The 13,925-nt window shown below is 35.6% G+C and carries 12 protein-coding genes and 1 tRNA gene; 7 read left to right on the forward strand and 6 right to left on the reverse strand.

Annotated elements, in window-relative coordinates; all coding sequences use genetic code 11:
* Window positions 1-2: 2 nt before the first annotated feature.
* The 3 genes from C8J95_RS13860 to C8J95_RS13870 are packed head-to-tail and all read right to left on the reverse strand — an operon-like array spanning window position 3 to window position 5,681.
* Window positions 3-1,595, reverse strand: a complete 1,593-nt coding sequence (locus C8J95_RS13860) for a DUF6850 family outer membrane beta-barrel protein (protein WP_107809107.1) — start codon at window positions 1,593-1,595, stop codon at window positions 3-5.
* Window positions 1,585-2,928 carry a DUF4876 domain-containing protein gene (locus C8J95_RS13865; protein WP_107809106.1) on the reverse strand — a complete coding sequence of 448 codons (1,344 nt, stop codon included), beginning with the start codon at window positions 2,926-2,928 and terminating at the stop codon, window positions 1,585-1,587. The genes C8J95_RS13860 and C8J95_RS13865 overlap by 11 nt, the downstream gene beginning before the upstream one ends.
* 26 nt (window positions 2,929-2,954) lie before the next feature.
* Window positions 2,955-5,681, reverse strand: coding sequence for a TonB-dependent siderophore receptor (locus C8J95_RS13870; RefSeq protein WP_255412815.1), 2,727 nt, complete (start codon window positions 5,679-5,681; stop codon window positions 2,955-2,957).
* A gap of 290 nt (window positions 5,682-5,971) precedes the next feature.
* Here C8J95_RS13870 and C8J95_RS13875 point away from each other — a divergent pair, with 290 nt between their 5' ends.
* Window positions 5,972-6,667 carry a hypothetical protein gene (locus C8J95_RS13875; protein WP_255412816.1) on the forward strand — a complete coding sequence of 232 codons (696 nt, stop codon included), beginning with the start codon at window positions 5,972-5,974 and terminating at the stop codon, window positions 6,665-6,667.
* Between the two features lie 207 nt (window positions 6,668-6,874).
* On the opposite strand, the gene C8J95_RS13880 is transcribed toward C8J95_RS13875, so the two are convergent.
* A complete protein-coding gene (locus C8J95_RS13880; RefSeq protein WP_107809103.1) occupies window positions 6,875-7,897 on the reverse strand; it encodes a YafY family protein in 1,023 nt (340 codons plus the stop codon).
* 93 nt (window positions 7,898-7,990) lie between these two features.
* Entirely contained in the window at window positions 7,991-8,323 is a 333-nt protein-coding gene (locus C8J95_RS13885) for a HopJ type III effector protein (RefSeq protein ID WP_107809102.1), read from the reverse strand.
* 117 nt (window positions 8,324-8,440) lie between these two features.
* Between C8J95_RS13885 and C8J95_RS13890 the strand changes: the two genes are divergently transcribed.
* From C8J95_RS13890 to C8J95_RS13905, 6 genes are all read left to right on the forward strand, one after another.
* Window positions 8,441-9,823, forward strand: coding sequence for an RtcB family protein (locus C8J95_RS13890; RefSeq protein ID WP_107809101.1), 1,383 nt, complete (start codon window positions 8,441-8,443; stop codon window positions 9,821-9,823).
* Window positions 9,820-9,963 (forward strand): hypothetical protein, encoded by a 144-nt coding sequence (locus C8J95_RS18705; RefSeq protein WP_158267945.1) that lies wholly within the window; start codon window positions 9,820-9,822, stop codon window positions 9,961-9,963. Before C8J95_RS13890 ends, C8J95_RS18705 begins: the two co-directional genes overlap by 4 nt.
* On the forward strand, window positions 9,953-10,699 hold the full coding sequence (locus tag C8J95_RS13895; RefSeq protein ID WP_107809100.1) for a nucleotidyltransferase domain-containing protein: 747 nt from the start codon (window positions 9,953-9,955) through the stop codon (window positions 10,697-10,699). Before C8J95_RS18705 ends, C8J95_RS13895 begins: the two co-directional genes overlap by 11 nt.
* Before the next feature lie 75 nt (window positions 10,700-10,774).
* Window positions 10,775-10,901, forward strand: a tRNA-OTHER gene (locus C8J95_RS18710).
* A 100-nt stretch (window positions 10,902-11,001) separates the two neighbouring features.
* Window positions 11,002-12,381, forward strand: a complete 1,380-nt coding sequence (locus C8J95_RS13900) for a TROVE domain-containing protein (protein WP_107809099.1) — start codon at window positions 11,002-11,004, stop codon at window positions 12,379-12,381.
* A 20-nt stretch (window positions 12,382-12,401) separates the two neighbouring features.
* The gene (locus C8J95_RS13905) at window positions 12,402-13,460 is read left to right on the forward strand and encodes a DNA polymerase beta superfamily protein (protein ID WP_107809098.1); all 1,059 of its coding nucleotides are present in this window, start codon (window positions 12,402-12,404) and stop codon (window positions 13,458-13,460) included.
* Between the two features lie 82 nt (window positions 13,461-13,542).
* Here C8J95_RS13905 and C8J95_RS13910 read toward each other — a convergent pair whose 3' ends face one another.
* Window positions 13,543-13,887: a TfoX/Sxy family protein gene (locus C8J95_RS13910; RefSeq protein WP_107809097.1), complete on the reverse strand. Its 345-nt coding sequence runs from the start codon at window positions 13,885-13,887 to the stop codon at window positions 13,543-13,545.
* Window positions 13,888-13,925 lie beyond the last annotated feature (38 nt).

A 13,925-nucleotide genomic window follows, 5' to 3' on the forward strand; every position in this document is an offset into this window, starting at 1 on the left:
CTTTAATAATAAACATTTAAACCTATTGTAGCTATAGTATTAGGTCTGCCATTATAAGCGGTAACGGTTTCTTTATACGTTTTATTGGTTAGCCACAACTGGTTAAAACCACCTGCAAATTCATATCTGATTTTATTGCTGTCCCATCTGTAAGCAGCATTTAGATTTAGTCCTATCTTAGGTGTGGAATCATAAGCATAATCCGGTCGTGCTATTTTTTGTACAAAAGTATTTTCCTGTGAACTCTGATAAGGTATATAATCAAATTCTTTCTGTACCGGAATATAAAGACTTTGTCCTATCCCAAAAGCTAATTTATGACCTGGCATCAAAGCAAACTCTTTTTCTATACCTACCTGGTATTCAAAGAAAGAAAGCTTTCTGTCCATCACTACAGAAATATCTTTCACACGGTTTTTACCATAACCTAAGTCCAATAGTAATTTGTAAGCTTCATTTTTACGATTATACCACATAAGACTGTTGCTCCATTTCAGATTCTGTTGCTCCAATCGGTAGGAAGTATATTGCAAAACATAATTATAGTTTGCATCTAACTGATCTTTATACGTTAATCTGGAGGCCATTTTATAGCCCGAAAAATTACCAAGATAATTAATATAAAAACTGTGCAGGTCAGTTTTTAATCCTGAATACTTCTCATAAATTCTATATTTACTAAGGTCAGCGGCCTGATATTCGTAGATTCTATAGAATTGTTCAATGGCATTAACATAATCATAACCAATACTAATGTGAGTATTTGATGTATTAAATGCATATTCACCACCCCATACATAGCCATTTACTTTATATTCAGTAAGTCCATATCTCAAACCATTATACTGATTTCCATACCCTTCATTATACCGGATAAAAATGCTATCATTAGACGGAACGTTGGTATTGGAATTTACGGATACAATATTATTTCTGCGAAAATTATTGAAATATCTTCCCTTTCCAAAAAGGCTATGCTTATTCCATGAAAATCCGATTTTTCCAAAAACTTTATATTGATAAGTACTTACCTCCGGGCGTGGATCTGCATCCTGACGATAAGCTTTACTAAAATTACCTTCAGCTCCCAATTGTGTGATCAGAAATTTTACTGGTCTGTAAGCAACCTGCCCATTAATCAGATAATTTTGTTTCATCCATTTTGCTGCACGTGGCGCCCAGTAATAAGAAGGATTATGAATAAAACTTGTGTTCGTTGTTCTTTCATCTGTCAAAATAAATGGAACATTATCTTCATGTTCTCTGTTAATTTTTAAATTTCCGGATAAAACAACTTTTGGATTCAGCTGATAGACACCTTTGGATTCAAAATTATAGTTTGACATTTTTTCCGGAGACTGAACTCTTTTAAAATTTTGTTTTCCGAATTCAGCATTAAGAGATGTTGTTGAAAAGTCCAACGGTTGAAAAAAATTGATATAAGGATTCTCTATTCTTATATCTTTTTCAATGGTACTTATATTAATACTGTCTAAACGAGTAGACTGAGAATACAGGAACTGGCTGCATAATGCAGCCACTCCCGTAATCCCTGATATAAAGAAATGTGAAAATATTTTATGTTTATTGTGCATATCCTCTTGGGTTTGCTTCTATAGTTGTAAAGTCATTCGCAGAGTTGTTTGTATCCTGTAATACAACACGTCCGTTAATAATTTCTTTAGTCTTTCTGATAACAGAATACGATGAATAATCTGGTAAAGCCAGTCCGTTTTTATTAGTAAAAGTCCTTGTAGCATCTACACTTGTTGGCAAGTCTTTTGGTGCTTTTTGATCTTTATCTGTAATATCAACCCCATCCAGAATAAAACTTGCAGGAACTTGTACAAACAAAGATCCTTTAGGATTCTTAGGACTTGCTACTTTAGCCCATGAAGCTACCTGTTGTGGTGTTGCACTAATAATTGCCACTGCTGGTTTAGAAGTTAAATTCAGAAGATAATCAGTAAGTGCATTTACCCAGTGTACAAATTCCATATCCGGAACCATAATATTCTGGATGTCCCACTGATAAGGATTTCTACCCTGGCTTTTTGCATAATCTCCTACATAAACTTCAAAATCAGCTTTGCTTAAATCAACAGTTAAGGAAGGATTCTTAATCGTCACTTGCTTACCATCGTTACCGTCAAAAGGTGCTTTATGATTAATAGCAGTTTGTGCGATTACAATACTCTTTCCTGGTAAAATTGGATACTGTGTTCCATTTCCGGGAATTTTTATAATGGAACTGGCATATGCGTAATCTGTATTCGCAGAGGACCCGCCGCTAGCCGTTTGACTCCAGTCATACTGTCCGTTGGCTAAAGTATAGCTTGTCACATTGTTATTTGTATTTCCCTCCATTAAAGCAACATATAATCCGTCAGCATAAATGGTTTGGTCCGAATTATTATGTATCTCTATAAACTGATCTCTGAAAGCAGCTCCTTCACTTGTAGACGATCCTGCATAATAAATTTGTTTAATAACCAAATCTCCAAGATTCCCACTGGACACTGTGATAACTGTGGAAGAAATGTTAGCATTAACCGTAACTTTTTCCTGAGAACCTCCAAAGTTCACTATGGGATAACTTGTAGTCTGTCCAAATGCTTTTTGATATTCGTCTTTGGTCATTTTCAGTTCCGAAGTCACATTATAAGTTCCCGGGAGTATGCTGTTTAACTTCAATTCACCATTAGCATCAGTACTTCCTTTAATGCTATCTCTTGTCAATGTATTCACTAAAACGACTTTTGCGTTGGCCGCACCTTTATTAGCAACATTCCCTGAAGCATTATCAAATTTTACTGTTACTGTAAAAGCCATTGGCCTGATTTCGTTGTTACCATTGAAATCATCACCTCTGTTACACCCAATCAGAAATATAACAGGTATTAATAAAAGAAATATTAATTTTTTCATAGTATATATTATTATTATAAATAAGTTTAGAATTTATAAGACAGATTAGCCCCAAAAGATATTGGTGTAAAATTGGCATATTCATATCCCGATTCATTATAGGGTTTCAGGTTAAAAACATTGTTAACATAAACTGAAACTCTGAAACCACTCAGGAAATCTTTTGTCACCCTAAGGTGGAAGTTATGTAATGTCTTACGAGTTAATCCTGATACTCTTTCTTCGGAAGCCTTTCTGAATAAATTTGAATACTTTGGATTCTGTCTGTCATTTTCAGGAATCATTGTTGTACGAAAATTATAATCTATATAACCTACAGGATAGACTGAATCTGAATAGGTATTTCTACGATCTAAAAGAAAATTATCACTTCTAAGCCCTATAATCAAACCCGAATCCGGCAAATGGTAGTCCAGACTAACACTGGCTCTGGCCATAGTTACTTTTCCTCCTGTATTATCATATAATCCATACTGAAAATTAGGGTCTACAACTTCCGGAGCTTTAAGGAGAAGAACCGAATTATCCCGCACACTTTCTGTTTCAACATAAGAAGCATTAAAACTAGGTACCAGATTCAGAGCCTTAATTTTTCTAAAGCCGACCATCATTTCCAATCCTTTATCTGTAGATGTTGCACCATTTACTACCTGAGTCTGGACATAACGGAATTTTTCAGTACCTACAATTTCAAAAGTAGGCCGTTCAGTGCCCACAATATTGACATTTACCTTCGCCTTATCTACTTCTTTAACAACAGATTTAGATGTAAATCCATCAAATAGTTTATTGTAATATGCTGTTAAACTAATGGAGGCGAACGGAAGTTGATAATCTACCCCGACTTCCGTCTTCCAGCTTTTCGATGGCTTCAGATCTACATTATCACCCGGAGTAACTACCGTTTGCATAATTCCTACTGTATAATATCCAGGCAGTCTGTAGTCTCCTAATAAAAGATCTATATATCTGGGACCTGTATATAGTTGGTTTAATGAAGGTGCTTTCGAAGTTAATCCGCCTCCTAATCTCAAACTTGTTCTTCCCATTTTGTAAGCAACATTTACCCTTGGGGATAGTGTTGATACAGAGTTTTGTAAATCATATCGAAGTCCAAGATTTGCACGCAGCGAATGTTTATTGGCAAAAAGTTTATAAATATTATTCTGAATATAAAATGCAGTTTGAGTAGATGCCAGAACATTATCTCTATAATTATAGTCTCTTGCTCCATCAACAGAACTTTTTGTTATTGTAGTTGTTGCATATTGTCCAGCTGTACCATAACGGCCGGCACCAAAATTATCACCATATCTAAAGTTAAAACCTATAGAATAATCGTGTATCCATTTTGATTGAGCCGAAATATAACGACCGTTTAAACTTACATTAAAATAAAGATTAAAAGGCTTACCCTCTACAAAAATTAAGTTGTCATAACTTGGAGGTGTATAAGGTGCATAATAAACACTGTTATCGATAGCATTCCCATAGGGTCTGGCTCCCATGTTCAGAAAGTATTTCCGCATAGAATACTGATCCCCATAACTTACTCCAACATCAGCGCTCAGGTTTTTCAAGCCATTTTCTCTTCCTGGTTTAGAAGTAAGTCTGTAGGTAAAATTGTTGCTTAATGAAAAATTCTTGTTATTACTGTTAATGGTAAGTCCCGTTAAATCATCAGGATCTTTTTTACCTTCACTTATATTCTGCGAAAAACTAAATGAAAGTTTATTCCTCAATCTAGAACCTGTAACGCTCCACATCGCGTTTGTGCTGAAACGATTATAACTCACAAGACTCGATCTTGGCTCTACAATAGAATTCATATAATCTACAGAAACACTCAAGGCCTGATTGCCTTTTATTTTAAATCCTTTATTCAGCCCAAATTGATATGTTCCCTCTTTAATAGAAGCTTCAACACGAAGTGGTGACTGCCGTGCAATAGTATTTACTTTTATCAATCCGGTAGTCAGGTCTCCATATTTAGCATCTGGTATCCCCTGTATCACTTCAACACTTTCAATATTCACTACTGGAATCTCTCTAAGATCCATTCCGTAATTAGGCTGCCCCGGAGTAAGATTTCCGGCACTGGATGTAGTTCCAAAACTAGTTTTATAAGGTGGATCATAGGCAGAACTGGCACTTTGCATATTTTCATTGTTGGACACAACCACATCATTTACCATTAGCTGTACTCCAAAAGCTTTATTCCCGTAATCATCTCCGCCCGGAATTTGACTGCTTCCCGTAATTGAAGCACCACTTGCGGTACGGAATACAATATTTTTAAACTGAGTATTATTAAAAGGTTGTACATACTGCCCAGGTAGTTGTTGTAGTACATCTCCAATAGAAAATGCTTGTACATTGTGCAAAGCTTCTTGCTTAATACTAATCTCCGAGAATATCTTTTTCTTGGCAAACAGTTCTACTTCTTCAATCCGGATCTCGGATTTTTCTCTTGGCTTTTTAGTAAGAATAATATACTCTTCGTTCTCTTTTAATATAATTGTTTCAGGCTCTTTTCCACGTTCTTTAATGGTAAAACTACATTTTCCCCAAAGCTTGGTTGCACCTTCTTTTGTATTCATAAATTCACATTTATTAATATGTAAAGAAGCCCCTTCAGCATATCGAAAATAAGATACTTTTCCATCATTTATTGTTTTCGATTGCCAATTTTGGGCATGCAAAGAACTTGCAGCTGCCAAAAGCATGGCAGCGCTTAGTAAAGATTTATTCACATCATACAGATTAAGCGACAAAGTTATTTATATTTTTTCTAAATAAAAATAAAATTGTCTCATTTAAAGACTTTACCTTGTGTAATTTTCAGCAAAAAAATCTGTAAAACTTAATATAAAACGATGAATAGTCGGGCATTAAAGCCATTTATAGAAATTTATGAATATATTTGAACAATGACAAATATCATCTGTATATTTAACCTTAAAATAAAAATATGAGATATTTGTATTGCTTTTTTATCCTGTTCTGTTTCAATTCAAAATCTTTTGCACAAAAACAAAATGCTGTGAAATCGGAGACAAAAGAAATTGAAAGTGGAAGAATTACCAAACAATATACAAATGGTAAGCTTAGCAGTTTTACGGTGGATATGGCAGCTGTAAATTATGGAAATACACTCTTCTTCACAAAAGAAGATAAAATCATTAGCATAAAAGACGGACAAAAACCGGATGCATTGATCAGGATTTATCTGAAAAACAAAAGATATACAACTGATCTACAGTACAACAATAAAGAACTAATGTATATTGAGTCAATTGATTTAGACCTCAATAATCTACCACCAAACAGCATTATTTCCTCTCAGTATAAAGATGGAAAAGCAGAAAGCATTATCAGCAGATCTAATCTCGAAGATACCCGTGGGTTGGATAAAGTACTAAAGTTATTCTGGAGAATGGATAAAAAAACAAATCTTACAGATATTGATGCTATTTTCAATGCACTTGCGGATGATTTTTCACAGGAAGATGCATTATTGAAAATATACTATGGCCGTTATGCAGAGAAATTTGAACCTTTGCCTGCTGCTTATCTAAACACAGATAATTCAGGAAAAATTAAAAAGGGAATTATCTGGACAGAAACCAGCGGACAGAACGGAAAATACAATGTATATAGCAACGGAAAAATTATTAAATCCAATAATCAAAACCTGACAGACTTCCAGAAAACTATTATGGATTATATGGAGAAATAGAACTCAGAACTCACATTAAAACAACAAACAGTACACCAGTCCAGGCTCAATTATCTGAAGCGAGGCCGAAAGTAGTTCTGTACAGGAATCTTTTAAATCATTAAGAAATTAAGGGTATTGAGAGATGTTAGCAAGAAAATAAACTAAAATTTCTTAATAACTTAATGGTAAAAAATTATACCAGAATTAGCATACCTTCAAATTAATTTATTGATTTTCTTCCTGAGATTCAGGCTCACTGTAATGACTAATTGCTTTTCGTAATTTTTGTTCAATACGCTTCTTTAATCTTAATGGTCTGTATAGCACCAGATTTTCTCCAAAACCTAATAATAAACGTTCTAACTCATAATTCAGTTGAACTTTAATACTGAAAACCGTTCCATCTTCTTTGTCCTCAATAATCTGCTGACTGTGATGTAAAGGTTTCGTTTTTACGTAAGGAGCATTGCTTTTATCCACAAAGAAAGTAACATTTCGAGGGTGCATACTCTCCGAAACAGTAACTCCTACAACATCTTTAAAAAATTCATCCCCATTCAGGTCTTTGTCAATATAGACAGACTGCTCATCTATTTCAATATTTTCCATTCTGTCCAGTGCCAAATTATACATAGCCCCTTTATAAAGGCATATCAAAAACCAACGATTATTAAATTCTTTTAGTAATTGTGGATGAACGGTATAGGTACTAAAGTCTCTTGCTGTAAAGCTTTTATAGAGAATCTTCAGTACCTTTTTATTCAATATAGCCTGATATAATACATCGATATATTCAAGACCTTTTAACTGCTCGTTTTTGTCCAGATGAATAATGGACTTCTGTTGAACAGCATTTACTGAATCTTCAAGTTTCTGCAACACACCATTCATTTCCCGAAACATCGAAAAGTCTTTAAACTGTTTCAGGATCTGTATCGCATTGTTCATGGCTTTCAGATCGCTTTCATTAACAGAAATATGATGAATGCTGTACTCTGGATCGCTATAACGATAATACTTACGTTCGTATACTTCTATCGGAGCTTCATAACCAAATTTCTCACTGCGCATGTTCTGCAAATCCAGCTGTATCGTTCGCTTGCTTACATACGATTCCTTCCCCTCATACTCAAACAGGGCTTCTGAACATTCATCTATCAGATCTTCCAGTGTATACTTGCGGTATTTATTTTTCAGACACTTATCCAGTGTTTTATACCGGATCAATGCATTTTTGTTAGAAGACATTTTTCAATGTTGGAATTTAGAAGTTAAAAATTTGAAGATTCACCATTCACTTATTCACAAATTAATAAAGTATTCAGTGTTCACACTAATACATTATTTCGCTTTTAGTGCCTCACCTTCAAAGACAATACCGCCCCATCCGAATTCTATAAAGTTTCTGATATTTTGGTGGTCTGTACCTTCAGGATTTTTCAATACATCTTCTCTGTAGAATGTACCAAAAAGATTCAGTGTATTCTCTTTAGACAGGTTGTTTACTTTAGCAAAGCTGAATACTTTACATGAGCCATTATTCTGTCCAGCTTCATTTACCGTATTACCATTTCTGAATTCAGTTGGTGTGAAATCATAATTGCTATCGATGTAAGCAATAACATCGTTAAATTCAATAGACTCAGAAGATTGCTCTAATTGTTCTAGTATCATTTTATATATTCTTTATCTGTTATTATCAATTTTTTTTCAAAAATATAAAAATATTTTATCTACGCAAAAACATTGCGCACTTACACAATTACTTTGCATTATCAAATTAAGAAAACGATGAAAATTACAGGAAACGAATTAATAAGCTTAGGATACAGACCAGGAAAATGGTTTGCAGAAGCATTAGAATATATCAACGAAAATAATCTGAATGAAGATCAAATGGCAGCCTATCTGGAGCAATTCAGATTACCGAAGCCTATTCCGTTGCATGAAGAATCAAAAGACTTTATCATCAACATCAGAGCTGAACACGAAAGTGAAAATGATAATGTGGAAAAAGTAATCAGAACAATGAAAACACTGATGAAAACACCAACATTAACTACCGGAGCCATAATGCCTGATGCCTGTCCTACAGGACCGGAAGGTCATATCCCTGTAGGAGGTGTAGTGGTCGCCAAAAATGCTATCCATCCGGGATTCCATAGTGCAGATATCTGCTGCTCTGTTATGCTAACAGACTTTGGAAAAGCAAACCCGAAAGAAGTATTGGATACAGCACATTCCATAACGCACTTTGGGTATGGAGGAAGATCCAGAGGAGAACAGATGCCTATGTCTGTAGAATTAATGGATGCTTTCAGAGGAAATATGTTCCTGAATGATGAAAAATTAATCAGCATAGCCCGTTCGCATATGGGAACTCAGGGCGATGGCAATCACTTTTTATATGTCGGAATTTCTAAAAATACTGGGAATACAATGTTGATTACACATCACGGATCACGTGCTCCGGGCGCTGCATTATATGATAAGGGCATGAAAGTGGCCAACCGTTTCAGACAGGATATTTCACCTGAGACTCTGAAAGAGAATGCATGGATCCCTTTTAATACAGAAGAAGGACAAGCCTATTGGGAAGCATTACAATTGATAAGACAATGGACTAAAGAAAATCATACTTCTATTCACGATGCTGTATTAGCAAAAATGGATATGGAAAAAGAAAACAGATACTGGAACGAACATAATTTCGTATTCAGAGACGGAGATTTATTCTTCCACGCCAAAGGGGCAACTCCGCTGGACGACAAATTTATGCCGGATATTACAGGCCCTAGACTCATCCCTCTGAATATGGCGGAGCCTGTATTGATTGTTCAGGGAACAACCAACGACAGAAATTTAGGATTTGCTCCTCACGGTGCAGGAAGAAATTTCAGCAGAAGCCAGCATAAGAGAACACTGGCACATAAAACCAATGAAGAAATCTTTGCTGAAGAAACCAAAGGACTAGATGTGCGATTCTTTTCCAACGAAATCGATATTTCCGAGCTTCCGAGTGCTTATAAAAATGCACAAAATGTAAGAACTCAGATTGAAGAATACGGATTGTGCGAAATACTGGATGAAGTAATGCCTTACGGATGTGTTATGGCTGGCGATGTTATGAAAAATGCGCCCTGGAAAAGGAAAAAGAAGTTTAAAAAATCATGAAAAACCTCTACAACAAAGGAAGATTCAGGTCCCGGGAATATGCAAAACACCTGAGACCATTCTTAAAGAGAATCGGCAATAAAAGATGGCGAAGAACCAGATTAAGAGAGGTTAATAATCATTTAAGAGATGAAAACTAAAATAATAAAAAAGCTAAAAGAAACCGAAGCGAAATACAATATAGAAATATTACTTGCTGTAGAATCCGGAAGCAGAGCCTGGGGATTTGCTTCACCGGATAGCGATTATGACATACGCTTTATCTACAGGCATTCCAAGGATTGGTATTTAACCCCATGGGATAAAGATGAAACAATAGAATTTATGACAGAGGATGATTTGGATGCTTCCGGTTGGGATTTGCGCAAAACATTCCATCTGCTGCTCAAGTCTAATGCAGCATTACTCAGTTGGTTTTATTCACCAATAGTGTATATAGAAAACAAAAGCTTTACAGAATTATTCAGACCATTGGCAGATCAATGTTTCTCTCCAATAGCTGTTTCTTATCACTATCTGAGTATGAGTAAAAAATACTTGGAAGCATGCCGAAATGATAAAGTAAAACTAAAAGGTTATTTCTATTGCCTAAGGACAGCATTATCCGGAAAATGGATAGCAGAGAAAAAAACGACTCCGCCTGTATTATTTAGTGACTTGTTAGACTTGGTTGACTATGGCATAAAAACCAAAATAGAAAACCTGATGGCACTAAAAGCGACAAAGGATGAAGCTTATTTTCATCCAAACGATCGGGAGCTATTCGAACTTATGGAACGATTGGTTTCAGAAAATGAAAAGCATTCTAAAAGTTTGCCTGGAGGAAAGGCTGATAAAACAGAAATGGAGCAGGTTTTTAGAAAACTTGTAATATAAATTTAATTACTCATGTAAAAAAACAAACTACGCAAAAACATTGCGCACATACTTAATTACTTTGCATGAGTAAATGGGACTGTAGCTCAGAGGATAGAGCAACGTAAAAACACTTTACCAGATTTTAACCTGTACACAGGTGTGATGATAAAGTTACTTCGCTTGGGGCCGTTGGTCGCCGGTTCGAATCCGGCCAGTCTCTCAATAACTGGAGTGGTGTGAGATATCAAGGTTACTTCGTTCAGAAAAAAAACACCTTTATTAGTTTTAACCACTTCATTAACTAAAAAAACAAAATAGTGATGTCAAAATTAAATTCAAAAAAAACAGGATTTGGTTCCGGTATTATTGCCGGAAAAGAAACAAATGCAGCAGGAATATATTCCGATTATGAATTATTGAGAAGAGTAACACTTGCTAATATTCTTTTTGAATCCGACTATTATCAGCCGGCAGATGAAATTATGGCCCAGATAGAAAACTTGTGTCATAAAGTAACCGGGCAACAGATTATCGATCTGGCATTGGAATGCCGTTTTGAACAAAAACTGAGACATACACCATTATGGTTATTAATTCTGGCTAATGAAATTCATCATGTGAATATAAAAGATGCTGTTGCCAAAATAGCCAACAGACCTGATATGACGATAGATCTGCTTCAGATGCTGAAAGCAAGAAACGGATCTTATAAAATGTCTAAATCTGTAAAAAAAGGTATTGCGAAAGCTTTTGATCAATATGACGAATACCAGATTGCCAAATACCGAAAAAGCAATATGGAAGTATCATTGGTAGATGTGATAAACCTTGTTCACCCTAAGCCTACAGTAGAAAACGAAAATGCATTAAAAGCGTTGGTAGAAGACACACTGAAACCCGCTAATACATGGGAAGTAGCCCTATCTCAGGGAGCTGATAAAAAAGGAACTTTCGAAAGAATGCTTACTGAAAAAAGTTTGGGATCCCTGGCGATTCTTAGAAATCTTAGAAATATGACGGAAGCAGGACTTTCCAGAAAGACAATGCGGGAAGCGATTGCTCAGGTAAAAAGTAACTGGCTGACTCCTTTAAATTTTCTGGCAGCACAAAGAAATGCACCGGAATATACAGCTTATATAGACGATGCTATGAAAAACTGTTTTTCTCAGGAAAAAATAGCAGGGACTACCATCTTGGCTATAGATGTATCCGGGAGTATGGGACAAGTAACCTCATCCAATTCTAAGTTTTCCAGAATGGATCTGGCTTTTGCTATGGCAGCTGTTGGTTCCTATATCTTTGAAGATCTTATTCTGGTATTCACCGCTGGTAGCGATTCTTCCCGAAAAGGAAAACATCTGATATGGGATAATGCTGCAGGGCTGGGAATATTCAGACATTATAAAAAGATATATTCTGAATTAGGTGGTGGTGGTATTTTCACTTACCAGCTATGTGAATGGCTAAAGGAGAAAGGTTATGCCAAAGATGCCGACAGACTTGTCGTAATCTCAGACAGCCAGGATATTGACGCACAATCCGGATTAAAAAGAAAACCGGATACTACACCCTATAAGACTTCTTATATTATTGATATCTCTACCCATACCCATGGAATAAAAACCGGGAACTGGACAGCAGAAATCAACGGATGGAGCGATCGTGTTTTCCATTATATCAAGGCTTTAGAAAGCAATTAATTTAAATTAAAAAGAACAAAATGACTATAGAAGAACTAAAAGCAAATAAACTTATCCTTTTTGAAGTCATATCCGGAAGCCGTGCTTTTGGACTGGCAACAGAAATTTCGGATACCGATATACGTGGTATTTATTATATGCCAAAAGATTCCTTTTTTGGCCTTGATTATACGCCGCAGGTATCCAACGAAACCAACGACACTGTCTATTACGAAATAGGTCGGTTTATGGAACTTTTGCAAAAAAACAACCCGAATATTTTGGAAATTCTGGCAAGCCCGGACGACTGTATTCTATACAAACATCCACTTATGGATCTGCTAAGTTCAAAAGAATTTCTTTCGAAACAATGTAAAGATACTTTTGCCGGTTATGCCATATCTCAGATAAAAAAGGCTAAGGGGTTGAATAAAAAAATATTGAATCCTGTAGAAAAAGAAAGAAAATCTGTCCTTGACTTTTGCTACGTCCTTAAAGATCACCTTTCTGTTCCTTTGAAAAAATGGTTAACGGATCAGGGAAAAGTTCAGGATAAATGTGGTCTGGCCAGCATAGACAATACCCGCGGAATGTATGCTATATTCTATGATGAAACCGGAACATTAGGTTATAAAGGGATTATACAGACTGAAGAAGCTAATCAGGTTTCGGTATCATCCACACCAAAAGAAGAAAAATCTATAGCTTATCTTTTCTGTAATCTGGATGCTTATTCTGTTTACTGTAAAGAGTACCGTGAATACTGGAAGTGGATTTCTGAACGCAGCGAGGATCGTTATAACGTGAACCGGAAGCATGGACAAAACTATGACAGTAAAAATATGATGCATACTATACGCTTATTACAGTCCTGTGAACAAATCTTCGGAACAGGTTCTTTACAGGTACGTGTGGATAACCGTGATGAGTTGTTGGATATTAAATCAGGTAAGTGGCCGTATGATATGATCATGCAAAAAGCAGAAGACCTTATTTTGGCTATTGAGGATTGCTATACCACTTCTACCCTTCCGGAATATCCGGATGTAAAGAAAACAGCAGATCTATTGGTAAAAATAAGAAAGCACCTATACAAATAATCTAATCTCTTTAAATTTTCGTACCTCATAGGCTTTTAAAACCTATGAGGTATTTTTATATTGATAAAATAATCAGGTGATGCTATCGCTTTTTCGATGCTTTTGCAATACTATTATATTCCAGACATATCCTGATCCAATAGTCAAAATCATCAGCTTTGCGAAAGCCCTCTGGTTCAACATAGCAATAGCCTTTAAGCTGCTTGCCTCTCATAATCATTGGAAGAAAGCCTGTCTTTTCCACAACCTCATCCTCAAGATCCGGATCATAGCGGCACATCAGATTTTCACCACTTATATTAATGCACATTTTCCCGTTAACCAGAAACGACAATCCGCTGAACATTTTCTTTTCTTCGATTGCTATATTTGGAATTTTAGCCAGCTTTTCTCTGACCCGATCTGCTAATTCTACACTGTATGCCATTAGCTTTTAGTTTATACCAGATTTAGAAAACTTTAATT

The organism is Elizabethkingia sp. YR214, from assembly GCF_003058195.1.
Lineage (GTDB): Bacteria > Bacteroidota > Bacteroidia > Flavobacteriales > Weeksellaceae > Elizabethkingia.

Bases quoted from the DNA above. Each gene is read 5' to 3' on its own strand.
- C8J95_RS13900 (WP_107809099.1), top strand. From the start codon at position 11,002: ATGTCAAAATTAAATTCAAAAAAAACAGGATTTGGTTCCGGTATTATT.
- C8J95_RS13880 (WP_107809103.1), bottom strand. From the start codon at position 7,897: ATGTCTTCTAACAAAAATGCATTGATCCGGTATAAAACACTGGATAAG.
- C8J95_RS13890 (WP_107809101.1), top strand. From the start codon at position 8,441: ATGAAAATTACAGGAAACGAATTAATAAGCTTAGGATACAGACCAGGA.
- C8J95_RS13905 (WP_107809098.1), top strand. From the start codon at position 12,402: ATGACTATAGAAGAACTAAAAGCAAATAAACTTATCCTTTTTGAAGTC.
- C8J95_RS18705 (WP_158267945.1), top strand. From the start codon at position 9,820: ATGAAAAACCTCTACAACAAAGGAAGATTCAGGTCCCGGGAATATGCA.
- C8J95_RS13885 (WP_107809102.1), bottom strand. From the start codon at position 8,323: ATGATACTAGAACAATTAGAGCAATCTTCTGAGTCTATTGAATTTAAC.
- C8J95_RS13910 (WP_107809097.1), bottom strand. From the start codon at position 13,887: ATGGCATACAGTGTAGAATTAGCAGATCGGGTCAGAGAAAAGCTGGCT.
- C8J95_RS13860 (WP_107809107.1), bottom strand. From the start codon at position 1,595: ATGCACAATAAACATAAAATATTTTCACATTTCTTTATATCAGGGATT.
- C8J95_RS13895 (WP_107809100.1), top strand. From the start codon at position 9,953: ATGAAAACTAAAATAATAAAAAAGCTAAAAGAAACCGAAGCGAAATAC.
- C8J95_RS13865 (WP_107809106.1), bottom strand. From the start codon at position 2,928: ATGAAAAAATTAATATTTCTTTTATTAATACCTGTTATATTTCTGATT.